Origin of the sequence: Planctomyces sp. SH-PL14 (assembly GCF_001610835.1) — a bacterium.
GTDB lineage: Bacteria > Planctomycetota > Planctomycetia > Planctomycetales > Planctomycetaceae > Planctomyces_A.
Map to the genome: position 1 here is coordinate 2,939,751 of NZ_CP011270.1, position 23,743 is coordinate 2,963,493.

16 protein-coding genes are annotated in these 23,743 nt (G+C 67.0%); 5 read left to right on the forward strand and 11 right to left on the reverse strand.

All coding sequences use genetic code 11. From position 1 onward, the window contains the following. Window positions 1-73 precede the first annotated feature (73 nt). Window positions 74-1,432, reverse strand: a complete 1,359-nt coding sequence (locus tag VT03_RS11445; protein ID WP_156514426.1) for an efflux RND transporter periplasmic adaptor subunit — start codon at window positions 1,430-1,432, stop codon at window positions 74-76. A 651-nt stretch (window positions 1,433-2,083) separates the two neighbouring features. After that, entirely contained in the window at window positions 2,084-2,791 is a 708-nt protein-coding gene (locus VT03_RS11450) for an FMN-binding negative transcriptional regulator (RefSeq protein ID WP_197489302.1), read from the reverse strand. A gap of 179 nt (window positions 2,792-2,970) precedes the next feature. On the opposite strand from VT03_RS11450, the gene VT03_RS34165 reads away from it, so the two are divergent. The 3 genes from VT03_RS34165 to VT03_RS11465 all read left to right on the forward strand — a co-directional run bounded on the left by VT03_RS34165 (window position 2,971) and on the right by VT03_RS11465 (window position 6,949). Next, window positions 2,971-3,771, forward strand: coding sequence for a hypothetical protein (locus VT03_RS34165; protein WP_075093108.1), 801 nt, complete (start codon window positions 2,971-2,973; stop codon window positions 3,769-3,771). Between the two features lie 79 nt (window positions 3,772-3,850). Further along, entirely contained in the window at window positions 3,851-5,104 is a 1,254-nt protein-coding gene (locus tag VT03_RS11460) for a hypothetical protein (RefSeq protein ID WP_075093109.1), read from the forward strand. Between the two features lie 450 nt (window positions 5,105-5,554). Beyond that, window positions 5,555-6,949 (forward strand): right-handed parallel beta-helix repeat-containing protein, encoded by a 1,395-nt coding sequence (locus tag VT03_RS11465; RefSeq protein ID WP_082846135.1) that lies wholly within the window; start codon window positions 5,555-5,557, stop codon window positions 6,947-6,949. A gap of 322 nt (window positions 6,950-7,271) precedes the next feature. Here the strand turns inward: VT03_RS11465 and VT03_RS11470 are convergent, their stop codons facing one another. Continuing rightward, window positions 7,272-8,522 carry a MotA/TolQ/ExbB proton channel family protein gene (locus tag VT03_RS11470; RefSeq protein ID WP_075093110.1) on the reverse strand — a complete coding sequence of 417 codons (1,251 nt, stop codon included), beginning with the start codon at window positions 8,520-8,522 and terminating at the stop codon, window positions 7,272-7,274. A gap of 842 nt (window positions 8,523-9,364) precedes the next feature. On the opposite strand from VT03_RS11470, the gene VT03_RS11475 reads away from it, so the two are divergent. Together VT03_RS11475 and VT03_RS11480 are read left to right on the forward strand one after the other, a co-directional pair. Beyond that, on the forward strand, window positions 9,365-9,649 hold the full coding sequence (locus tag VT03_RS11475; RefSeq protein WP_156514429.1) for a hypothetical protein: 285 nt from the start codon (window positions 9,365-9,367) through the stop codon (window positions 9,647-9,649). Window positions 9,650-9,745: 96 nt separating this feature from the next. Then, on the forward strand, window positions 9,746-10,582 hold the full coding sequence (locus VT03_RS11480; RefSeq protein ID WP_075093112.1) for an arylamine N-acetyltransferase family protein: 837 nt from the start codon (window positions 9,746-9,748) through the stop codon (window positions 10,580-10,582). Window positions 10,583-10,605: 23 nt separating this feature from the next. On the opposite strand, the gene VT03_RS11485 is transcribed toward VT03_RS11480, so the two are convergent. The 8 genes from VT03_RS11485 to VT03_RS11520 form a co-directional block, all read right to left on the reverse strand. Further along, window positions 10,606-11,382 carry an ABC transporter ATP-binding protein gene (locus VT03_RS11485; protein ID WP_410000420.1) on the reverse strand — a complete coding sequence of 259 codons (777 nt, stop codon included), beginning with the start codon at window positions 11,380-11,382 and terminating at the stop codon, window positions 10,606-10,608. Continuing rightward, on the reverse strand, window positions 11,379-12,413 hold the full coding sequence (locus VT03_RS11490; protein WP_197489303.1) for an ABC transporter permease: 1,035 nt from the start codon (window positions 12,411-12,413) through the stop codon (window positions 11,379-11,381). The genes VT03_RS11485 and VT03_RS11490 overlap by 4 nt, the downstream gene beginning before the upstream one ends. 54 nt (window positions 12,414-12,467) lie before the next feature. Further along, window positions 12,468-13,652 (reverse strand): ABC transporter substrate-binding protein, encoded by a 1,185-nt coding sequence (locus VT03_RS11495; protein ID WP_075093113.1) that lies wholly within the window; start codon window positions 13,650-13,652, stop codon window positions 12,468-12,470. 106 nt (window positions 13,653-13,758) lie between these two features. After that, window positions 13,759-14,088 carry a hypothetical protein gene (locus tag VT03_RS11500; RefSeq protein WP_075093114.1) on the reverse strand — a complete coding sequence of 110 codons (330 nt, stop codon included), beginning with the start codon at window positions 14,086-14,088 and terminating at the stop codon, window positions 13,759-13,761. Between the two features lie 91 nt (window positions 14,089-14,179). Continuing rightward, complete coding sequence (locus VT03_RS11505; RefSeq protein ID WP_156514431.1) at window positions 14,180-15,394, reverse strand: RnfABCDGE type electron transport complex subunit D; 1,215 nt, start codon at window positions 15,392-15,394, stop codon at window positions 14,180-14,182. After that, a complete protein-coding gene (locus VT03_RS11510; RefSeq protein ID WP_075093116.1) occupies window positions 15,391-17,301 on the reverse strand; it encodes a CRTAC1 family protein in 1,911 nt (636 codons plus the stop codon). Before VT03_RS11510 ends, VT03_RS11505 begins: the two co-directional genes overlap by 4 nt. Further along, window positions 17,298-20,891: a CRTAC1 family protein gene (locus VT03_RS11515; RefSeq protein ID WP_197489304.1), complete on the reverse strand. Its 3,594-nt coding sequence runs from the start codon at window positions 20,889-20,891 to the stop codon at window positions 17,298-17,300. The genes VT03_RS11510 and VT03_RS11515 overlap by 4 nt, the downstream gene beginning before the upstream one ends. A 58-nt stretch (window positions 20,892-20,949) precedes the next feature. Next, a complete protein-coding gene (locus VT03_RS11520) occupies window positions 20,950-23,637 on the reverse strand; it encodes a carboxymuconolactone decarboxylase family protein (RefSeq protein ID WP_075093117.1) in 2,688 nt (895 codons plus the stop codon). Window positions 23,638-23,743: the final 106 nt, after the last annotated feature.

Consider the following 23,743-nt stretch of genomic DNA (forward strand, 5'->3'; position numbering starts at 1 on the left):
GAGGGGACGAGGTGGCGGGGACTGGGGACCGGCTCGAAAAACTCGGCCATTGTCAGGTTTCCCTGGAAGGCCGTCAGCGGGGTTCGGTGGGGCGGAGTTCTTCGAGGACGGAAGAGAGCTCCAGCACGCCGCGGGTCAGGACCCGTTCGCCCGCCGCGACTCCTCCATTGGTCCGGTTGGGGAGGAACGCCGCCCGCCCTGTCCGGCGGCGGACTTCCACCGGCCGGCGCTGGACGACTGTCAGGTCTTCGGTCCTGGCGATGAACACAAACTTGTTCGCTCCGTCGTCGATGATGGACGTGATCGGAACCTCGACCTCGTCCTCGCCCCCGTCAATCGGCACGACCGCCTCGATGAACTGCCCGACGCGGAACTGCCGGTCCGCGTTGTCGATCCAGCCCTGGGCGACGGCGGTGTGCTGGTTGGGGTCGATCACGTTCCCGATCGTTTCGATCCGTCCAGTCACCGGCTCGGCCGCCGCGTGGGCCGTCAGGCGGACCTGCCAGGTCCGGCGGTCCGAGGGCATCGCCGAGAGGGTCGGGAGATCCTCCTCGTAGACGTTGGCCATCACGACGAGCCGCGACAGGTCGGCGATTTTGAACAGGTCGTCGTCGGTCGTCATGATGTCGCCGACTGTCAGGTTTTTCTCCAGGATCACGCCGTCGAGCGGGGCCCGGATCTCGATTTCCGCCCATCGTGGATCGGCCGGGGGCGCGGCGAGGTTCGGGGCCCCTTCGGGACCGGCGCTGGCGCGCTCGTGGATCCGCTTGGCCTCGGTCTCGATCTCCTGGATCTCGGTTTCGTCGAGGCGCCAGGAGCGGAGCGTCCGCCGCAGCCGCTCGACGAGGATTAGGTCCGATTCGTAGGCGCGGCGCATCTCCTCGATGCTTCGCTGTGCGACCGCGCCCGTGTTGTCGATCGACTTGAGGTGGCGGTAGATCGATTCGTGGAGCGCCAGCGCCGAGAGGGCGTCGACGAGATCGCTCTTCTTTTCGCCGATCTCCCGGCTCCACAGGATTGCCAGAAGCTGCCCCTTGTGAACGGAGTCGCCGACGCGGAGGGGGAAGTCCTTTCCGCGGTCCGAGGGGCCGACTTCGACGACTTCTCCGCTGAACCGGGTGTGGACATGGACCAGCCGGCTTGGATCGAGCATGAGCTGCCCGGTCAGCCGCAAGGGCTGCGCCGAGCGCGCGGGCTGAGCGGTGGCAACCGTCAGCCGCATCGTGGCGACCGTCGGCACCGGGATGACCAGGGTGTCGGGAGCCTCCGACGAGAGCCGGACCGCCGCCGACTCCCTGGGCGATGTCTCGGGGGGGGCGGCCGACGTTGAGGGTAGGCCGTAGAAGACTGTCCCCGCGATCAGGACCAGGAGCACCACGGCCCCGATCAGCACAAAGGACCCCTTCAGCCGCCGGGTCGTTTCCGAAGACATGCGGAACTCCTGGGAGCGGATCGGCACGCGGAGAGGGCCGTGCCTGAGGAACGGCTCTCACTGCGGCAGAACGGAATGCCGGCCTCCTCAGCGATTATAGGAGTGGGGATCGCTGGGGACGGGACGGCCCGGTCAGACGACGAGATCGTAATCTGGCGTCTCGCGATTGTCCGCTGTCGTTTCGATCGGCCCGAGATCAGGGGGCGTTTGCCGAATGGCGGTCGGTCGAGAAACGAGGCTGATTCGGATGGCTAAAACCACGTCCTTGCCGGCGCGGCGCCGCTACGTCAAACCCAATGTGCGACGGCCGCTGGGGTCAAGGGGGTCTCACCCCCTTGCCGCCGGAGGCGCTTCCATGAGGAACCGTGGGACACAACGGATGTCCGTTTTGTAGTACCAACGTTGAGGACTCCCTCAATCTACACCACTGGCTTTGTAATCCTCGCGGGTTGGTGAAGGGGGCATACGGCACGGTGTCCGCGCTTGGACACGCCTTCCTTCAGACATCTCTCGACGAGAGGGCCTCCGGCGGGCAAAGGGGCGTTGCCCCTCTGCACTCCCCACCAGGGGTACCCCCCTGGACCCCGGTTCACTCGTCCAGGGAACCTTCCGTTCGCCGCCCCTCGACTATCCAGCGAACACACCCCACGATCAGGCCGGCGGTGCCATTCCATCGGCAACGGCGCGGGAGGCGGCGTCGGACATCCCGCGGAGGCCGTCGATCACCCCCTGGCGATTCGCGGCGGGCTGGTTCTGGCTGAGCTTCCACTTGCCGGTGAGGTGGGTGACCGTCAGCTCCAGCCCCACGATGCCGGCAACCAGACCCTCGATGAACTCCGGCGGGGCATCGGCGACCGTCCAGGGATTCGGCATCAAGCTCTCCTGCTGCCGCGTCAGGTCGTCGATCTGCTGACGAATCCAGGCAGGGTCTTCAATCACCCGCAACTGGCACCGGGCCTGCACAACGATGTAGTTCCAGGTCGGCACGACGCGGCCGGTCACCGCCTTGACCGGATACCACGTCGGGCTGACATAGGCGGACGGGCCGTGGAAGAGGGCGAGAACCTCGCGTGGGTGCGGATCCCGCCAGAGCGGATTCGCCCGCGCGACGTGCCCCCGCAGACGTCCGAGCGGCGGCACATCGGCGTCGAGGACGAAGGGGATCAGGTTCGCGTCGAGACCATCGGCCGAGGGTCCGACGAGCGCGGCGAGCGGGAAATCGCGGACCAGCTCGTGCAGGACTTCGGGGCGGCTCTCGGCGAAGTGGGCGGGAACGTACATGCGGCGGCGGTGAAGGGAGTTCGGACGCAGGACGATCTGGAAAGGGGCGTCTCCGTGGAGGGGAGACGGCCGACTCACGATCTCGGGACACGGCGGACGGCCGGAAGGCTCGGGCTGCCGGGAACGTCAGCGGGAGAGACGGCACGGGGGTGGAAGTCGGACGGGAATTGTGTCAGAACAGGCCTCTGTCGGCGACGACGCGGTCCGACAGTCCGTGGCAGGGAGGCCTCCATCGCACGGTCCTGAGGAGAGTTCGCATGTCCCGTTCCGGTCATTGCAAGGGCTTTGTTGTGTCGGCCACAGGTGTGGCGCTGCTGCTGGGGGGGATGGTTGCCGGTTCCTTCGCCGCGGAGCCCCAGAAACGCAAAGTGGCGGCGGAGAACCGTCGGCCGACGATCGAGGTCATCTCCCACACGGACGGCGAGGGCCGTCCCGTGGTCAGGGTGGTGATTGACGGAATCCCGGGGAAGAAAGTCGATCCCGAACGGGTTCAGGCGCTGCTCGACGTCTTCCGGGATGGAGACCGTCAGGATGAGGATGACCGGCCGGCGGCTCGCCGGAACAGGGCGAAGGGGGACCGCCACGAGAGGGAGGAGGACGAGGACGACGAAGAGTGTGAGGAGGAGGACGACGAGGACGAGTGCGATGAGGACGACGAAGATGATGACGAGCGGCCGGTGCGGGGAAACCGGCGCGAGTTCGAGATGGAGCTGAGGCTCCACATTCGCCGCAACATCGAGGAGCCCGTCCAGCCCGCCGCCAAAGAGGCGAAGCCAGTGGCAAAGTCCGCAGCCGCGCCCGAAAAGGACGAAAAGCCGCGTAAGAAGAAGCCCGGCAAGAAGCCGCAGGCAACGAAGGAACAGAAGAGCGGCAGCGCCGCTTCGACCGCCGGAATCGAGACGGGAGATGTGTCGGAAGACCGCCTCGCGGACAGTGGGGACACTCAATGGCAGTCGGTCCTGCCACTGCTCCGGCAGCAGGCCGATCAGTTCCGCCGGGTCGTCGGTCTGCAGCAGGCGAAGGCGCAGGAATCCGTGCGTCGCGGCATCGGTGACTGACGCGACGGAAGGGGCTCGAAGCCCATTGATCGAAAGTGGTCTCTGACGGTTTGTCCGCACGCGCCCGCGGGTTGAAACCATGAAACTCTTTCGCGGAAAGACGTTCGTCTGGTCGGAGCCCTGGTTCTTCTGCCAGCGGATCCGGGATCGATCCGACTGGCTGAAGGCGCTGCTCCCCGCCTTGCTGGTGTCGTGCGGCCTCGCGGCGCTGCTGCTTTTTCGCGGCGTCAACATGGCATGGTGGTGGACGATCCTGTTGGCGCTGGGCGGAGGAGCTGCCGTGCAGCTCGGGATCGAGGCGGCGTTCCTGCGGCGGGACATCTCGATCGACGAAACCAAGATCGAAGCGTTCGGGAATGCGGGGCAGTTCACCTCGTATGCGTCCTACCCGATCCCGCAGATCACCTGGCTGGAGCTCCGGCGCCCAGAGGAGATCGGAATGCGGTTCGGGATGCTGGTCCTCCGCACGTCGACCGATGGGGGCGTGATCGGGATCCCGACGTCGATCTCGCTCGAACAGCTCGCCCGCACACTCCACCGGATGGGAGTTCCCGTCGCCCTCAGCGGCTGGGCGGCTCCGTCCGATGCGGAGCGGGACGCACCGGAGTTTGTGTACGCCGCGGCTCCAGAGGCACCTCTGGAGAACGCCCGTGTCGACTCGGTCCCGGAGGGGGACCGGAACCTGATGCCGATGGCGGACATGCTGATCGCTCTTGTGATCGGCTGCTGGTTCGTGCTGCTCTGGCTGGGGCTGCTGGGGTGGGTCGGCGTCTACCTGTACCAGCAGCGGCAGGTGCTGGGGATCTGGACCATTCTGGCCTCTGCGGTCTTCATGTTCGCGTCGCTGACGATTCCGTTCGGCTACTACGAACTGTTCGGCGACTATTCTTCGGCGCAGTACCTCATCGGCGCGGCTCGCAAGCGGGTTCAGGCCCGGAGTGAGAGTGTCATTCGCTCGTTCGAGGACCGGACGTTTGCGGTGGAGATCATCCGCCGTGACACCTGGGGGGCGATCGCTCCGAAGGTGATTGACTTCGGGTTTCTGCAGGTGGAACCGGACCGTCGGCGGTTTGTCTACGAGGGGAATGCCGAGCGTTGGACCGTTCCGTTGGCAGCGGTGAAACGGTGCCACGTCGAGGAGGTCCAGTACGGGACGGCGGGGGAGAGCGCCACTGGGGAGTTGCGGGCCTTTGTGGTGCTGGAGGTTCAGACGTCAGCTGGTTCGCATGAGGCGGTTCTGCGGGTGGCCGACAAGGAGATTGGGAAGGCGACGGACAACCGTCGGCTGCGGAAGGCGCGGGAGTTGTTTGAGGCGATCACGCAGGATGCTTGAGGCATGGTCTATCTTTGTCCTGAGCCGCGTTCTTGCCGGCAAAGCTCCCATCGCTCAAACCCAACGTGCCACGGCCGCTGGGGGTCAAGGGGGGCAACCCCCTTGCCGCCGGAGGCACTTCGATGAGGAACCGTGGTAGACAACGGATGTCCGCTTTGTGGAACCGGCTTTGAGAACTCAACGCTTGCTCTGAAAGCCCCGCGGGTTGGTGAGGGGGCATCCGGCACGTCGTCCGCGCTTGGACACGATCTCCTTCAGACATCTCTCGACGGCCAGGCCTCCGGCGGGCAAAGGGGCGTTGCCCCTCTGCACTCCCCACCAGGGTGCCCCTGGACCCGGTATTCGCGGCATCACTGGTTGGGGGGGACTGTCCATGGTCCGTTGGCCGAAGCGGTTTCGCCCGCTACCGTCATCTCGTTTTGCCCCGCTGGCCGCTCTCGGGAGATTCGCGTGTTCCTGTTCTTTGCACGAAACACCGTCTGTTCTCTGGTCGTACTCCTGAGCCTCCTCGCATTCCCCGTCCGCAGCGTCCTCGCCTCCGATGTCTCGGCGACAGACTATCCCTCCCTCCAGGCGGCGATCGATGCCAATCCGAGCCGCGAGATCTTCCTACCGTCCGGCGACCACCGGATCGAGGCAACCCTCCGGATCAGCTCGCACGGGACCTCTCTCGTCGGGCCCGGACGGATCGTCATGACCGACCCGAAGAAGCACATCGTCGAAATCGAACATGCCCGCGATGTCCGGATCGAAGGGGTCACGCTGACCCGTCCGGAAGGAGCGATGGACACGACCCGCGAAGGGATCTTGGTCTCGGACTGCCAGGACGTGATCCTGGAACGGGTGAAGGTGATCGACAACCGGACCCGCTCCGGGAGCATCCGCTTCTCGGAGGTCCGCCGCGGCCGGATCGTGAACTGCGACATCCGCAACTACATGACGATCACGGAGGACGACCGGACGGCGAACGTGGAGCTCCTGGGCTATGCGTTCCGCTGCATCGATGGGACCGGGATCGTCGTCGACCGCTCGCAGGGGACGTTGATCCAGGGGAACACGATCGTTGAGGAGCATCTGCGTCCGACTCCGGAAATGAAAGCGGAGCATCGGCTGGGGACGTTCACGAAGAAGAACGCCAAGCGGGGTCTGCTCATTTCGCAGGAGGTTTGGGACGCGGAGTACGTCAACAACTGGCATCAGGGCTCGGGATTGATCGTCACGGGACCGACGCGGAGCGACATGACCCGCATCCTGGGGAACCAGATCGAGAACGCCGCGCAGGGGATCGATCTGCATTCGGATCACGTGATCGTGTCGGGGAACATCGTGAGCAACGCCTTTATCGGAATGAAGGCGATGCACGGTTCCCGCAACGTCCTGATCACCGGGAATCAGTTCAGTCGGAACGATCTGTGGGCGATTGGGCTGATGTCCGGGGCGGGGGCGTCGCCGGCGGTCCCCGCGGAGGGGGAGCAGGCGATGGTGCCGGCGAATGTCGACGGGGGTTCGCTGATCGCGAACAACATTGTCTCGGAATTCGGCTGCGGCGATGCGGCGTGGATCTGGGGTGGGGCGGAGACGAGCCGGGCGGTCTTCCGATTTGATCGGGGCCAGGAGGCGACCGATCCGCCGCTACGGGATGTGATGGTGACCGGAAATGTGATTTCGAACCCGGATCGGGACGAGCTGACGGGGCCAGCGGCGAAGGGGGCCGAGGGACCGCGGTATCACTATGCGGTCCGGATTGAGACGGGCGGGGAGAATGCGCCGCGCGGTCTCCACTTCATCGGCAACTTGTTTCCAGCGGGAGCGCAGGGCGTCTCCAATCTGGAACTCGCGCCGTAGCGGGACCCGCCAGAGCCCGGGTCAAGGGCGAAGTCCTTGCCGCCGGAGGCATTTTCGTTGTGGAACCGTGGTACACGACGGACGTCCGCTTTGTGAGACCGGCGTTGCGGACTCACCACTCGCTTTGAATGCCATGCGGGTTGGTGAGGGGGCATACGGCACGGCGTCCGCGCTTGGATATGTACTCCTTCAGACATCTCTCGACGGCCAGGCCTCCGGCGGGCAAAGGGCCAAGAAAACAACACAGGCCCCTCTGCACTCCCCACCAGGGGCGAGCCCCTGGACCCCGGTTTAGGACCATCAACCGGCCGGCGCAACTGACTCAGGCAGCTCGTGCACCCGGAAGATCGCGGCGAGCGGTGAGCAGGTGAATCGCGGCGGTCAGCCCATGCATCGCCTCGTCCATCTTTTGCGACATCTGGAGCGTCTGGAGGTTGTTGTCGAGCGTCGCCTGAAGCTCGGCAATGCGGCCTTCGCCGTCGGAGATCTTCTGGAGGGCGTCGCCGATCGAGTGAAACTCCCCTTTCAGCGAGACGACCTGGTCCAGCGTGCCGTGGACCTGTTCGAGATGGGTCTGTTGACGGTCGCTGAAGGCTTCGAGGCCGACGATCAGCCGTTCTTCCTTCCGCTGCTCAAACGTGTCCTGGGCCGCACGGAGGGAGTCCAGGGCCTGCGCCCAGGCGGCTCCTTCGGCTGCCTGCCGCTGCTCGAACTGCTGGAACAGTCCGCCGAGGGCCTCCGTCCAGAGCTGGACCTGCCGCTCCAGGGTCTGCCGCATGATCAGGAGGGCGTCGTCATGGGCCGACTGGACTCCGTTCAGTTCTGGAGCGATCTGCCGCTCGGCGACGAAGCGGGTTTCCAGCTCGCGTTCGACGTAGCGGTCGACCGCGGCGTCGATCCCCTTGTCGGTCCGCTCGGCGAGGAACAGGAAGAACATGGCGGTCATCGCGGCCGCGAGGGCGCTCGTCGTGGTGTTGAACGCCTCGCCCATGTGGGAGACGACGTCGGCGAGGCGGCTGTCCATCTCCTCAAAGCTGATGCCGCTGAGAGCGGTGCCGAAGTGAACGACGGTTCCGAGGAACCCGAGCATCGGCGTGATCGCGATGGCGAACCGGACGACGGAATAGCGGGCGATCGTCTCTTCTTCCGCCTTGCCGGAGAGGTACTTGATCTGGTCGCGATAGTCCTGGCCGACGCCGTGCTCGACGGCGTACTGGAGGACTTTCGAGATCCGGCCGCAGATCCGGGAGCGGAGCTGCCAGCCGGAGAGGCTGGTCTCGCCGGGGATGAGGGCGGCTGCGGTGCTGGCCGGCTGCTGGCCGTTCCGTTCGGGGAGCCACTCGTGCCGCAGCGACAGCATTTCGCCCGGGAAGGCGAAGCACTTGATGGCGAGGTCGATCAGGCTCCACAGGAAGAGGAACGTGATTGCGTAGTCGACGGGGTTTTTGGTCGTGTACCGCCCCAGGATCGTGCCGTGCATCGACGGCTGGAGCATGATCGCGTAGTAGATCGCCGTCGCACCGCAGCCCAGGAGGAGGGAGGAGTCGACCGAGCGGGGGAGGAGCGATTTCATGGCGGGGGGCCGTGGAAGCTGCGGGGCGACGGGGCGAGGCCGCGCCGCGGAGGCGGGACGGGGAACGCATTAATCTGCAATGGGTCGTTCGTGGCAACGCCGGATGAGGTGGGTGGTGTGCTGTGCGGCGGGACCTGCCGGTGGGGCAGGCCGTTGTCTGGGCAGGACAGTTAAAACCGGGTCCAGGGGCACCCTGGTGGGGGATGCAAGGGGGCAACGCCCCTTTGCCCGCCGGAGGCCTGGCCTGGATCGATCTGTCTGAACGAGCGTGTGTCCAAGCGCGGACAACGTGCCGGATGCCCCCTCACCAACCCGCGGGGAGCGCATAGCAAACGGTGTCCTTTGGGGAGCCTTCAACGCCGGCTCCCAAAAGGGGAGCGTGCATTGTGTCCCACGGCTCCTCTCCGAAGCGCCTCCGGCCGCGGGACAGGTGTCTCCGGGGCGTTGCAATTTCGCCCCCCCCGGAAAAGAAAAACCCGGCAACAGCGAATCCCAGGGGGGCGGGGGACTCAAGCCGTTGACCGGGGGCGATGCGGGATTTTTAGCCCCCTTCCGCGATCGACGGAAAGACCTTTCGGAAAAGAATCTGTCGGGCCGGCGGATTCCGCCGAAACTCGCGTTCTTCGCAAGGTTTCACCGTGGAGCGGCTGGCGATTCGCCCTGTCGTTGGGGGCGGTGGGCGAAATTCCTGTAACCGAACCCGAGCCGTGCGGGTGGAGTCTTCCCGTAAGGCATCGAGCCATGACGCCGGCCTGTGCCGGCCCTTCGAGCACGATCCGGAAACGGACCTTGCTCTGGTTTCTGCCAGAGGTTTTTCGATGTGTCTTGGCCCAGAAAGATTCGTGGAGCGGATTTCGAACGGGCATCTCATGGTGAGCTGGCCGGATGCCGGCTCGGAGTTCTTTGCCCTCGTCGGGATGTGGCTGCGGTTCCGGCACGGGCTGCGGCGGGATGGCCAGAGAGTGGAGAGCCTGGATGACATTCTCCTGCCGGACTTTGTGGGGGACGGTGTCCGCCTGAGCGCGGGGTGGAGCAACTGGGACGGCTACTATCTCCTGGCCGTCGACGACGCGGCCGATCGGTTCCTGGGACAGTGGTTCCCGCGGCCGTCCGGTCTCACACCGTGAGGCGGGGTTGACGAACGCCCGGTGGCGGCAAGACTTCAGGTCGCCGGGCCGGCGCATCGACGCCGGTGTCGTCAGGGACACGGAACGAGGTGCTGCGTGACGGATGCCGAGCTGGACGCTTACTTTCGCCGGATCGGCTACTCCGGCGGCGGGGCGCCGACGCTGGAGACGCTGCAGGATCTGCACCGGCGGCACGCGGAGTCGATCCCGTTCGAGAACCTGAACCCGCTGCTGGGACGGCCCGTCCGACTGGACTTTGCTTCCTTGCAGGAAAAGCTGGTCCGCGAGGGCCGCGGGGGGTATTGCTATGAACAGAATCTTCTCTTTCAGCATGTCCTGAAGTCGCTCGGGTACCGTGTTACGGGTCTATCGGCCGGAGTCGTGTGGAACCGGCCTCCGGAAGAGATGACGCCCCGGACGCACGTCCTGCTGCAGGTCGATCTGGAGGACGGGCCGTGGCTGGCCGATGTTGGCTTTGGCGGACAGACGCTGACGGGACCGATCCGGCTGGAGGCGGATGTCGAACAGGAGACGCCGCACGAGCCGTATCGCCTTGTCCGGTGTGACGAAAGCGACGAGTTCGAACTGCAGGCCGAGATCCGCGGTACGTGGCGTCCGCTCTATCGGTTCGATCTCCGGCCGCAGCGACTTGTCGATTACGAAGTCGGCAACTGGTACGTCTCGACCCACCCGAGTTCGGGCTTCGTCATTGGACTGATGGCTTCTCGCGCACCGACGGGCTGCCGCTACACCCTCTTCAACAACAGCCTCGCCGTTCATCCCCTCGGCGGGGAGAGCGAGCGACGGACGCTGGGGACAGCGGTGGAACTCCGGGAAGCGCTGACGGACGTCCTCGGTATCACGCTGCCGAACGGGCCGGGGATGAATCCGCTGCTGGAACGGATCGCCGCCGCGGATCCGCCCCCGCGGTGAGCAAGACGAGAACCCCGGCCGGGCTATGGCCCGGTGAAGTGCAGGAGCCGCAGGATCTCGGACCGGAGCCGCAGGAACTCGGCGCCGTCGCGATGCCGCGGCCGCTCGAGCGGGACGCTCAAGATCCGGTCCACGCGACCGGGGCGGGGCGTCATGAGGACGATCCGGTCGCTCATGTAGATCGCCTCGTCGATGTCGTGCGTGACCAGCACCATCGTGGTCTTCCGCGCGGTCCAGATCCGCAGGACCTCGTTCTGCATCTGCATCCGTGTGAACTGGTCGAGGGCGCCGAGCGGCTCATCCAACAACAGGACCCGGGGGTGGTTGATGAGAACCCGGGCGAGGGCCGCCCGCTGGGCCATCCCGCCGGAGAGCTGGTGCGGATAGGCATGCTCGAATCCCGTCAGGCCGACGAGGCGGAGGTACTCGTCGACTTCGTGGCGGAACTGCGCCAGGACGCCGCGGGCCACGAGTCCGGACTCGATGTTCCGGCGGACGGTCAGCCACGGAAAGAGGTTCGGAGCCTGGAACATCAGGCCCCGGTCGGAGCTCGGGGCGCGGATCGGATCGGTTCCGATCTGGAGCTCGCCCGACGTCGGCTGATCGAGCCCTGCCAGGAGGCGGAGGAGCGTCGACTTGCCGCAGCCGCTGGGGCCGACGAGGGAGACGACTTCGCCCGCCGCGACCGTGAGATCGAGATGATCGATGGCGACCAGCGTCGTTCCGCTCTCGGTCGTGAACTCCTTCCGGAGGCCGCGGATCGTGAGGGAGGAGGACTCGCCATTGGCCGTCGAGGTCACCACCGGATCACCCCCTTCTGCCAGTTGAGGACCCGGTCCCGGACGAGGAACAGGAGCGTCATGAGGCTGGAGAAGAAGACCGACATGATGACCAGCGCGGCGTAGACGTTGGCGTATTCGAGGTAGCCCTGCTGCCACTTGAGATACCAGCCGAGCCCCGCCGAGACGCCCACGGTCTCGGCGACAATCAACGTGAGGAAGGCGGCCCCGAGTCCCATGAAGAGACCGAGGAAGATGCTCGGGAGGGCGGCGGGCAGCGCGACCCGGAAGATGAGGTACCGCGGGCCCGCGCCGAGCGTCCGGGCGACGTCTAGGAAGGCGATCGGGACGTTCGCCAGTCCCGAGGCAGTGAGCATCGTGACCGGGAACCAGACCGCGAGCGCGATGAGGGCCGCCCCGGAGAGAAAGTGGCTTGGAAAGAGGACCATCATCAGCGGGACGTAGGCGGTGGCGGGAATCGGGCCGACCACTTTGAGGAGCGGCATCCCCCAGTAGCGGATCGTCCGGAACCAGCCGATCAGGATGCCGCAGACGAGCCCCGCGGCGACGCCCGCCGTGTAGCCCGCCAGCAGGAGCCGGAGCGAGTGGTACGTGCTGACGGCGAGCATGGTTCGGTCGTCATACAGGCTGAGGAGAACCCGCTGCGGTCCGGGGAAGTAGGGGAGCGGCAGGAGGTTTCCCTTGACGGTGACGAGGTTCCAGAGGGCGAGGAGGAAGGCCACGCCGCCGACGAGCGGAGCGTTGCGGCGGACCCAGGGAGAGAACCGCGTCCTCATCGCGCCAACGATGGCGAACACGAGTGTGCAGGCCAGCAGTCCCACGAGCAGTCCGCTGTAGAGCCTCGTCGGCGGGACGGCCTGCCGATGAGGAAGCCCCCATTCGACGAGCAGGGCCGCCGCCACGACCGCGGCCGGCGCGACGAGGCGTCCCCACCCCGATCGGTCTCCGGAAGGGAGCGGCGGGCGCGAATCCGTCCGTCCGGCAATCGGTTCCTCGACAGGAGAGGGTGGGGGAAGCGTTTCAGCAGACAACGAGACCAGACTCCGGACAAGACGCGATGAACGGGAGCGAGACGCGCGACAGGCCTACTGGCCGCAGAGTTCGGTTCGGGAGACGCACTGGTCGCAGCACATGAAGCGGAAGTTCGTGTCGGTGGCGAACAGCCGGGCGAGGGCGACCGGGTCGAGCGCCGGGGGGGCTCCGCCGCCGGCGACCTTCTCGACCTGCACCCCCTTGAGCCATTCGTCCGTGACTCCGTCGAGATCGGTCCAGGCCCGCCGGGCGAGTTCGTCCGGATCGGTCGACGAATTGAGGAGCCCGGCGGTCTTCATCTCGCGGGCGGCCGAGAGGATGCTGTCGCGGCACTTCGTGACGCCGGGCATGAAGGTCAGCTTGCCGATGGCATGGCCGTTGATCTCGGCGGTCGAGGCGACGTACTTGCTGGCGACCGAGAGCTCGCCGGCAGCGCCGGGGTTCGTGTCGACCCACAGGGCGCCCTTAAGGAGGGCGCGCGTCACCTTGGCGGCGGAGGCGGGGTCGCGGGCGAGGAACTTGCCGCTGACGACGGTCGCGCAGCAGTATTCGTCGCGGTAGGGGGCGTCGAGGGCCTGGTCGGCGATCGTGTGGACGTTCTTCGTGGCGGCGAGGATCGAGCCGAGCGGCTCCGAGTCGGCGACGGCGTCGATGTCGCCGTTGTCGAGAGCGAGGCCCATCACCTCGGGGGAGACGACCTTCCAGGTGACGTCGCTCCGGGGGTCCATTCCGGCCGCCTTGAGAGCCCGGCTGGCGAAGAGGAACGGCGGACTTCCCATCGTCGGGATGCCGATCGTCTTCCCCTTGAGGTCGGCGACCGTCTTGACCGAGGACTTGGGATCGGCCTGGACTCGCAGGCATCCGGAGTGGACCCCGCCGGTGATCTTGACGTCGAGCCCCTGCTCGATCGGCTTCAGGAGGTACATGATGAGCGTGTAGTTGGCGTCGAACCGCCCCAGGCCGAGTCCGTCCCGCAGGCCGTCCCAGTCGGTCTTCACGAACTCGACCTCGATCCCCTCCTCTTTGAAGAAGCCCTTCTCCGCGGCGACGAACATCGCCGCCTCGCAGGTGAGGCCGAGGTAGCCGATCTTCACCTTGGCCGGGCCGGCGGGTGCCTGGGCGGCGGGCTTCGTCCCGGGGCCGGCCGCCTCCTGGCATCCCAGGATCGTCGCCAGCAGGCAGCTCAGGCCGAGGCCGAGCAGACGGCGGTGCGGGAAAGAGGTGGTGGGAGCAGTCATGAGAGACTCCGGACGAGAAGCGGAAGGGCCGGCTGATCAGGGAATGAGCAGGACGACACGAGCAGGCAGGAGCCGGCGGTCCGGCTCCCGCCTGCGGGGGCGGACGTTACTTGCCCATGATCTTCTTCTGGTTTGACAGGATCTTGTCCTGGTTCGCCTTGATCTCCCCCTGGTTGGAGACGATCAGGTCGAGCTTCCCCTGGTTGGCGAGGATCTGCTCCTGGTTCGAGACGATCGACGACTGGTTCTTGAGGAGTTTGTCGATCTTGGCCTGGTTCGTGAGGATCGTGTCCTGGTTGGCGATGATCGCCTTCTGGTTGGCGACGAGCTTGTCGAGCTTGGCCTGATTCCCTTCGATCTTCTTCTGGTTCGCCAGGATCTTTTCCTGGTTGGAGATGATCTTCTCCTGGTTGCTCAGCACCTTGTCGTCCGCCATGGTGAAACTCCGGAAGGGTGAAACAGAAAGGGAGACGTGAACGAGAGACGTGGAACGAAGAAGTGAAAGCAGACGTTTTCGAGATCGATTGTCACCGGTCGCGCGGCTGAGCGAGGACAGGACGGCGCGGCTCGGCGGGCGCCGCGGCGAGATCGGAGTCCGCGGCCGCCGCGATCGTCAGGGAATCGCTTCCGGGAACCGGAGTGCGGATGGGTGTCGACGACGCGGCCGCCCTGCGGGCTTTGCGGGAGTCGGCATAGATCTCGATCAGGTTCGCCGCCGGGCCGACGATGAACAGCGCGTGGTACAGCGAGTGGACGTCCTTGAAGACGAGCCGCAGCATCGTCTCCATGACCGCCACCAGGACCGCCACGACGGTCTGGCTCGTCCAGCCGCGGGTCGTCGTCTTGGGGTCGGTGATCATGAAGAAGATGTAGAGCTGGAACATCGGGCTCGTCATCGGGGCGATTTCGGTCTGCCACGGATGACCGGTGACGAAGCTCCGCAGGAACGACAGCCCGATGAACGAGAGCACGAAGGCGAACGGGATGTGGAACCGGCCCAGCCGGTACATAATAAGGCTGCCGAGGACCCAGATCGTCAGGAGGGCGAGGCCGTTGTTCCCCGCCTGGACCGTGAGACTGGCGACGTGGGCCGGCGCCAGGAAGAGCATCATCGTCACGCCGAAGTTCGTCGGGTTCCAGATGTGCCGGTCGCCGATCCGCAGGACGTACTTGGACGTAATCGAGATCAGCCCGCACAGGACGAACGGCCACAGCGACGAGGACTTGATCAGGATCCCGACACTGATCCCCGAGACATAGGCGCTCGCCAGGTGCGGCCACCGTCCCCAGAAGAAGCGGCCCAGGACCATCTCGGCGACAATCGTGGTCACGATCGCCACGAAGGTCGGGGAGTATTCGAGGATCCGTCCGCCGCTCGCCGTCACGAGCCAGGGGGGAGCGGGGTGGTTTTCGAGGATGCTGAATGCGGCGTCCCCGAGGGCGAGGACGACCGTGACGAGGAGCGGGGCCTGGAAGCGGCGATCCTTCCAGACGAGCTTGTGCCACACGGCCAGGAGCGCGCCGAGCAGGAGAATGACACCCAGGACCCGCGGGAGCGAGGGATCGACCGTGACCCCGCCGAACTGCGTCAGGAGGGCGGCGAGCGAGCGGTTCAGAGACGCGCGGCCGGCGTAGAACCCGCCCAGCAATACAAGGGTCGCTGCCGTCCGCCACGCAAAGCCCGCCTTGGAGACGCGCGGTGGGCAGGACGGACAGGCAGGTGAGCCGGGAGGGCAATTCATGGCGTCGGCTCCTTCGAGTCGGTCTCGTCAAGGCGATGGAGAGTGCGGACCGCCGGCTCCTTGAGGACGGTCGTCCGGCCGGAGGGCCACGTCACCACAGCCTCCTCGATCACGGCAGTCTTTCCCAGACCGAAATGGAGACGGAGCATGCTCTGGGAGGCGTAGGCGTCCCCCGCGGTCACGACCTGCTGCTGCCGCCGCGGGGAGGGATCCTCCGCGGTCCGCCAGATCACGACGACCTCGGCTCCGACGGCGCTGCGGTTGCTCCACGGAATCTGGGCCGGCCGGCCGCTCGCGTTGGCATCCGGTCGAGCTCCGCCAGTGAGCTGGAACTGGATCCAGTCCTGTCCTTCGGCGACGGTGTTGCGGTAGAGGAGCGCCTTCCCGTTCTGGCTGGCGACCACGACGTCGATGACGCCGCGGTTCGACAGGTCGGCGAGCGCGACCGCCCGCCCGTCGTTCGTCTCGGTGACGCCGACGGCGGCGCAGACGTCCGTGAAGTCCCCTCCCTTGTTCAGCCAGACGCACTTCGTCTGGAAGCCGGCGAGGCTCTGATCGCCGATCGGAGGCCAGAATTTGGCGTCGCCGATGAGGCCCTTGAGGCCCCCGGCGATCTTGCCGTAGTCGTACCAGTAGCTCTTGCCGACGGCGGCCGAGATGTAGCCGTTGGTCTGGAACAGATCGAGCCAGCCGTCGTTGTTGAGGTCGGCGAACTTGGCCCCCCAGCTCCAGCCGCCGCGCTCGATGTTGAGCGTCCCGGCCTGATTCAGGTATCGCTGGACGCCCCGCCCCGCTCCCTCGTCGATTTCGCCGATCGGGACCCACAGGTTGTTCCCCTGGACGAGGTTGCCGGGCTCCGTGATGTTCGTGATGTAGACCGACTGCCGGCCTTCGTTCAGCGGATCGCCGAGGCTGGCGCTCATGCCGCTCTTGGGGGTGACGCCGATCCCGCTGGCATACCCCACTTCCTCGAACCGCTCCCCGCCGCGGCTGGCGAAGAACTCCGAGACGCCGTAGTCGTTGGCCAGCACGAGGTCCGGATAGCCGTTTCCGTCGAGGTCCGCCGAGACGACGCCGAGAGTCCAGCGTGTGCTCTCGATCCCGACCGCCTTCGTGACGTTCTCGAACTTTCCGTCGCCGAGGTTCTTGAGCAGGACCTTGCCGCCGCCGTTCGTGGCGAACTCAAACGACTCCGGCATGATCCGGGTCGTCGAGAGGTTCCACAGGTCGATGTTGTCCGGCCAGTAGCCGGCGAGGAACAGGTCGAGCCGGCCGTCGCGGTTGTAGTCGAGCCAGCAGGCGGCGTTGGCGTTCATCCAGGCCGGGAGACCGGAGCCTTCCGTCACCCGCTCGAACCGCTTTCCCTCGATGTTGTGGAACAGCTCCGGCCGGCCCCACCGGTAGACGAGGAGGTCGGGGTAGCCGTCGTTGTCGTAGTCCGCCGCAATCGCACCCATGCAGGCGCCGGTCCCGGGCTGGTTGAGGTCGGCCACCCCCATCGCGGCGGCGGTCTCTTCGAACGTCCCGTCCCCCTTGTTGCGGAAGAGGGCGTTCTGCCCGCCGGCGTCGCTCGTCACAAAGTACAGGTCGAGCCAGCCGTCGGCGTCGTAGTCGAGGACCGTCGCCGCCGCTCCCATCGGGTTGACGAGCGGCATGATGTGGGCCAGCTTCGCATCGAGCGTCGGGGCGTGGTGCTGGAACTCGATCCCCGCCTCTTTGGCCGATTCCGTGAAGTGGAACCCGTACCGCTCGAGAGGCGTGGCCCGCGACCCGCCTCGGGAATCCGCCACTCCCTCCTGTCCGCCGATGCGATTCCAGAGGTTTTCGCCCGAGCCCCGCAGCGCCACGAAGACGAGCAGCCCGACGAAAAGGCAGGTGATGACCGCCTGCTTCTGTCCGCGACTCATGGCGTCCTCCTGGCCGCAGTCGGCGCGGCGGAGGGGGCGGGGCTTCGAGGAGGACGCAGCCCCCGCTCGAAGAGTTCCGGGGTCACGTACCGCGTATGAAAGACGTCCCAGTCCTGCGGGTGCCGCCGGTAGGTGGGATCCTCTTCCAGGGTCGTTGGCGGGGTGTCGTAGGTGGTCATGTCGTGGGCCGGCAGCGGCAGGACGAACTTGCCGAAGCGGGTGTTGAAGTCCCCGTCCTTGACCCAGCCGTCGGAGACCCAGACGAAGTCCCGTTTCCAGCCGGCGGGCGGGGGAGTGGGGACCGGATACCGCAGGACGACCTCGTCCCCCGCGGTCAGGATGGCGTACCGGTCGTCGACGCTGCGGACGAGCTCCTGAATGTCCCCGAACCGCGTATGATACCCGATCAGGTCCCGCCAGGGCTGACCGATCCCGACGAGCTGATTGTAATGCGGAAGTTCGGGCGAGCCGGGATTGGCCTGCGTCATCGCGACGACCCCGCGGAACCGCAGATCGACCTGCGTGGGGACGAGATCCGTCCGCTGCACCGCCCCCGGATCGAGGCCCCGGGCGACTGCCAGCGAATCCCAGTAGATCTCCATCGTCGTCCGCAGACGCAGCCGCCGCGGGACCCCCTCCCCGGCCAGCCCGTCGAGCCGAACGAGGACGGTCTTGTTCTTCCCCGCCGGGAAGCCGAGCTTGTCGCGGGCGGTCTTCCAGGCGCCGGTCCACGGGCGGTCGTCTTCGATCCTGCCGTCGGCCGGGACATCCGGAGCTTCGAGGACGAGTCCCTGGGGGCGGGCGTGTTCGCCTTGTTCGAGGGCGTAGTTCACGGAGCTGTCGGTCGGGTGGACCCAGCCGCGGGCGATGAGCCACACCGGACCGTCCGCGGGATCAACCGGCCCGAGGTCGAACTCGACCCAGTGGTCGTTCGTGACTCCCTGGTATCGGCCGCGGCCTGCTCGGTCGAGATGCACGCCATCGGTCTCCCGGACCTCCTCCGTCGCGTCCTGGCCGAGGTGATCCCAGGCCCGGACGACGGGCTGCCGCTTCTCGACGAGCTGGAACGTCGGCTCCGACGGTTCCATGCAGAATCGCTCGTCGACGAAGAACTCCGTTCCCGCCGGATGATCGACGGCGAACAGGCCGACCTGATCGAAGAAGTGCGTCTCCCACAGGTTCGCGTTGACGCGGAGGTCGTAGTGGCCGTCCCGTTCGACGAGCTGCTCGCCGGGGATCCGGACCCAGTCGGTCGTCTGAAGGAAGCCTCCTTTATTGGAGGCGTTGATATACATCCCCAGCGGCGTGCTCCACATGAAGTCGGTCACGAACTCGAACCGCTCGCCGTTCCAGGCGTAGAGGAACGGGCACGACCCCTTGAGCCGCTGGAGGGCGACGACGGTGGTGTCCGGCTTGAGGTTGAACTCGAACTGCGGAGCCCCGTTCGGCCAGTCGATCCGGGCGATGTCCGCCTGCGGCCGCTCGCCGAGTCCGAAGTGGACCGCCGGGCGCTCGATCGGCTGCTTCGCCACGAGCGTCCCGGAGCGGATCTCGATCGAGCCGCCGATCCCGAACGAGTTAATCCGGTTGTCGCCGTCCGCCTTCGTCGCCTGCGGCCGGAGCGTCAGCCAGTGGTAGTTCTTCTCGCCGCGGCTTTGCAGCTGCAGCGGCTGGCCGTCGGGATCGAGCCCCAGGAGACCGAGCCGGCCGGTCCCCGCCAGGTCGGCCGCGGCCAGGAGATTCGGGGGAAGTTTGGCGGCGGCGGGTTGGAAGGATTTACCCGCTTCGCCCAGCCACAGCAGCGAGCTGGACGGTCCCGAGGCCAGGAGATCGATCGCGCCGTTGTTGTCGAAGTCGCCCGTGAACAGTCGGACGGCCCCGGGGGCGGTCTGGGAATCGAGTCCCGCGAAGCGGCCGAGCTCCGCGACAGTCCACCTGGCCCGCTTTCCTTCATCGGCAAGGACCAGCAGCCCGCCGTCCTGCCGGAGGGTCACGAGGTCGAAGGCTCCGTCTTCATTGGCGTCCGCGACGGCGATCGCCAGGAAGCGATCGGTCGGCGCGGAGGCCGGCCAGGGCCGGAACGAGGACATCCGGTCGTTGGCGTAAACCCGCAGCCGTCCCTCTGCGTCCAGCAGGGCCGCGTCGGGAACGCCGTCCGCGTCGAAGTCGCCCCAGGCGAACTGCTGCGGGCCCTTGGCCTCCGCGAAGACCGGCTCCGGCCTGAAGGTCCCGTCGAAGTTGTTCCGCAGCTGGAGCGGCGAGTCGGACGCCCGGGAGAGGAGCAGGTCGAGATCGGCGTCGAGGTCGAGGTCCGCCGCCAGCGCGGCGCCGTAGTGGCCGGTCAGAACGTCCTCCGGCAGACCGGTCTTGGCCGTCACATCTTCGAACGTGCCGTCCTCCTTCTGCTGCAGGAACCGCAGCCCCTGGGGACCCGCCACGACGAGGTCGGTCCGCTGGTCATTGTTCCAGTCGATGGCGACGATCCCGCCGGGGGCCGCCGGGATCGAGGGGATAGAGACCTCCTGATCGGCGCGGTGGAGCTCCGTGTCGCTCGCGAGGAACGTCACCGGATTCCCCTCTGACGAGAGCCACACCGGCAGGACGGTCTTCCAGGCTCCGGCCGGAAACGCGGCCGATTCGTCGCGGGCAAAGGCGATCGCGGCATCGGCCGCCGCGGGCTGCGGCACGCTCGCGGGCAGTGTGAGGAAGGCCCGCAGGGGATCGCCGAGCAGCGAATCCGGGGGCTGGATCTCGGCCGCCTTCCGGGCGTAACCGCGTTCCGCCTTGAGGACGTTGGTGAACCGCAGGAGCGGGGCAACCGTGGAGGGCTTCTTCGGGTCGGCGAGCGTCCGCTTCAGGTCCGCCAGCATCGTCTGCGTCCGGGTTTCCCAGTTCGGCGCGAGGGCGTCGAACTGCTTCAGCGTGTCCGTCACCGCGGCCGCGTCGTTCCGCCGGGCCGCGGTCCGCAGACGCTCCGAGAGGACCATCAGATCGTCCGGCCGCTGCGCGAGGATCTGCTCCATCAGCCGCTGGTACTCGGCCTCGCTTCCGGGAGCCCGCTCCTGGTCGATCAGGCGGGCGAGGCTGAACAGCGTCCGGACGTCTCCGGGGTCCTTTTTAAGGGCCTTCCGCAGGTGCCCAGCCGCCGCTCCGAAGTCCCCCTGCTTCTGCTTCAGGAGCCCCAGGAGCTTTTCGATGGCCGGATCGTTCGGGGCTCGCTTTTGAGCCTCGGCCAGATCCCGCTCCGCTTCCGGAAGGCGGCCGACGCGGAGGTTCAGCAGTCCCCGATCGGCCCAGGCGGCGGGTTCGTCCGGGATGAGTTCGACCGCCCGGTTGAGGCTGGCTTCCGCCATCTGCGGCACGTCGGCGTCGAGAGCCGCGAGCCCCAGTTCGAAGGCCCCGACGAACTCGCCGTAGCTGGCGGGCAGCGCGCGAGGGGCCGGCGCCGCGGCGGGTTCGCTGGCAGTCGGCGCCGGAGGGCTGGGACGCTTCGGCTCGCAGCCGCTGGGAACCGCGCCGAGGATCAGGACCGCGACGATCGCGGCGGCGTTCCGCGCAGCGGCGATCGCGTGGGGACGGGGCGGTGCCAAGCGAGGATAGGAGGAATCAGGCATGAACGAGGTGCGACGGGAAGTCCGAGACGGGCGATCACTTGCCGTTGCCGGCCGGAGCGGCGGCGGGAGCCGGGCTCTCGGTCGGGGGCATCGGGCGAAGGTACTGGAACACGTTCTCCCTTTCGAGGGGGAGCTGGAAGCCGTCGGAGACCCGCGTCATGTACAGGCCCCGGCAGAGCCACCAGTAGAGGGACAGGGCTTCCTTGGGGCCGTAGTCCTTTTCGAGCTGGCGATAGTCCTCGGGGGTCAGGTCCCAGGGGGTGCGGCTCAGCTTGCGGGCGTAGGCGTAGGCCCGCTGCTCGCGCGGCTCGAAGGCGGACCAGTCGGCTCCCGCCAGGCGGGAGGTCCGGTCGGCGATCCCCTGGCTGTCGAGTCCGGCGACCTCCAGCAGCATCTCGCAGTGCCCCATGCAGTAGTTGCAGCCGATGGCCCGGGTCTGGATCCAGAACAGGCTTTCTTCGAGGACGCGGTCGTTGGGGGCTTCGGTCCAGAGCGTCCGCGTGGCGATGCTCCACGGCACGGCAAGCTCTGGGACGTAGCCGGAACAGACCAGGTTCCAGACGATGCGGGTCGGCCGGGCTGCCATGGCGGGGGGAAGGTTCTTTTTGACGTCGTCCCAGACCGGGACCGGGAGCCGGGGCTTACGGTTTCGCTGGCTCTCCAGCCGCGTCTGGAGCGTTCCGTACGACGTGGAGGCCCAGTCGTCCGCCTCGGGGACGATCGTCTCGCCATCCGTCCGCAGGACTGGGAGCGGGTTGTTCGGGGGGACGAACGGGGCGAACTGGAAGACTTCGTCGGTGAACGTGACCGCCAGGGGTGGCAGCGGTCCCCCCTCTTCCATCGGCAGGTTGAGACCGAGGAGGAACCGGTCCTGGAAGTTTCCGTAGGCGCCGAGCAGGACCATTGCGGCGACCGGCTTGTCCCCGAACCGCTGCCGGAGGGATTCGAACAGGGAATCCGGGATCGTCGGGGCGGCGACCGTCAAGAGCTTGGCGAACTCGAGCGGTTCCCGGTCGGCTTCGGGCCAGAGGGACGAGGGGCCGGTGAGCGCCTGGATGTCCGCGTCGGTGCCGCCGCCGCGGCGGAGATCGGCGAGAGCGTCGGCCTGGGTGTATTCACAGCGGTTGGCGTGAGCGATCACCCACCGCATCTTGGCCCGGAGGGTCGGCTCGACGGGGCTCTTTGTTCGCTGGGCGAAATCAAGCTGGAGCATCGCCGCCGCGGTCCGGGGAAGGCGTCCCGCGACCGCGCGGACCCACACCGGCAGGGGCTGGCCCGCTCCCGAGACGACTTTCGGGAGGGCCTTCCAGGCTTCGTCGCTCGTCAAGACCGGGACCGGCGGCGGTTCGGAGACCGGCCGCTTCACGTTGTAGTAGTCAAAGAAGACGTTGTCGCTTTCGAGGGTCAGCTGGAACCCGTTCGAGATGCGGGTCATGTAATGGTAGCGGCTGGCGTTCAGCAGCAGGCCGGCGGCCCGGGCGGGGCCGAAGTCGTTTACGACCTGCGCGACGTCCTGCGGTGAGACCTTGGCGAGAGCCTGAGTGAGCTTGCGGGCGAAGGCTAAGGCATGCTGTTCAGCAGGGGAAAAACTCGACCAGTCGTTCCCGGCGAGCAGCCGGCTGCGGTCGGCGATCTCGGCGGGGGAGAGGCCGGCGACCTCCCAGTTCATTTCGCAGTGGCCCATGCAGTAGGGGCAGTCGAGGGCCCGCGTGACGACCCAGAAGAGACTGCCGCCGAACATGCGGTCGAGCCGCGGTCCCAGCTCCGACCCGGCGGTCCGCAGGTAGACTTCGAACGGGATCGCCAGCTCCGGCGCGTAACCGAAGACGATCCGGTACCAGACGATGTCGCTCGGGCGGTCAAAGAGCCCCGAAGGGAGCGAACCGGCGAACTCGCTCCATTCCGGGACACGGAGGCGGGTGGGCTTGCGGCGCTGAGTCTCGAGTTTGGTCTGGAGGTCGTCGTAGCTCACCTTGGCCCATTCGGCATCCGGGGGGACGTCGTTGGGAGCCGCCGACTTGGGCCAGGGGGGAAGGTTCGCCGGAGGGGCGGTCGGACGGGCCAGGACGGCCGCGTCGAACGTAATGTCGGCCGGCGGCGCTGCGGCTTCCGTGGCCGGGACCTGGAGGCAGATCATCAGCCGGTCGTGGAAGTTGGCGTACGCCATCAGGAGGACCATCGAGGCGGCGGTCCGGTCGCCGAACGCATCGACCAGGCCGGCGAACTCCTTGTCGGTCACCTGGCTGGACGTGACCGACATCTTGCGGGCGAAGTCGAGAGCCTTTCGTTCCTCGGAGCTCCAGCCGGGATAGCCCTCTTGTGTCAAGCCTTCGACTCGCGCCGCGTCCACGCCGCCGCGCCGGGCGTCGGCGAGAGCCTGGGCGGCGCCGAAGGCCGAGCCATTGGCGTGGGCCGAGACCCAGCGCATCCCGGCGCGGAGGCCGAGAGGGATCGGTCCGCGAGTCCGCTGAGCCAGATCGAGTTCGAGGAGGGTGGCGGTCGAACGCGGGAGTTCGCCCGCCAGGATCCGGGCCCAGGGAGGGAGCGAAGCGCCGCTCCCCTGCCGGGCCGCGGGGAGGCGTTCCCAGGCCTGTGAGTTCGAGAGAGCGGGAAAGGTCATGGAACCCTCGCCGAAGGAAAGGGAGGTGGAGAGGAGGGCGAATGCGGCGATGGCGAACGGAGCCGCCCAGCCGCAACGGAGCCGGAGGATGCGTGAAGACATGGAGGACGATCCCGTGAGTGGTGGTGATCGGTCAGCGGGTTCGATGGGCACGCTTCGCCTCAAAATTGGTAGGAAGCCCGGTCGAAATCCCGGGCTCCCGCGGTCG

Bases quoted from the DNA above. Each gene is read 5' to 3' on its own strand.
- VT03_RS11520 (WP_075093117.1), bottom strand. From the start codon at position 23,637: ATGTCTTCACGCATCCTCCGGCTCCGTTGCGGCTGGGCGGCTCCGTTC.
- VT03_RS11445 (WP_156514426.1), bottom strand. From the start codon at position 1,432: ATGTCTTCGGAAACGACCCGGCGGCTGAAGGGGTCCTTTGTGCTGATC.
- VT03_RS34165 (WP_075093108.1), top strand. From the start codon at position 2,971: ATGTCCCGTTCCGGTCATTGCAAGGGCTTTGTTGTGTCGGCCACAGGT.
- VT03_RS11460 (WP_075093109.1), top strand. From the start codon at position 3,851: ATGAAACTCTTTCGCGGAAAGACGTTCGTCTGGTCGGAGCCCTGGTTC.
- VT03_RS11505 (WP_156514431.1), bottom strand. From the start codon at position 15,394: ATGAATTGCCCTCCCGGCTCACCTGCCTGTCCGTCCTGCCCACCGCGC.
- VT03_RS11495 (WP_075093113.1), bottom strand. From the start codon at position 13,652: ATGACTGCTCCCACCACCTCTTTCCCGCACCGCCGTCTGCTCGGCCTC.
- VT03_RS11500 (WP_075093114.1), bottom strand. From the start codon at position 14,088: ATGGCGGACGACAAGGTGCTGAGCAACCAGGAGAAGATCATCTCCAAC.
- VT03_RS11510 (WP_075093116.1), bottom strand. From the start codon at position 17,301: ATGAGTCGCGGACAGAAGCAGGCGGTCATCACCTGCCTTTTCGTCGGG.
- VT03_RS11470 (WP_075093110.1), bottom strand. From the start codon at position 8,522: ATGAAATCGCTCCTCCCCCGCTCGGTCGACTCCTCCCTCCTCCTGGGC.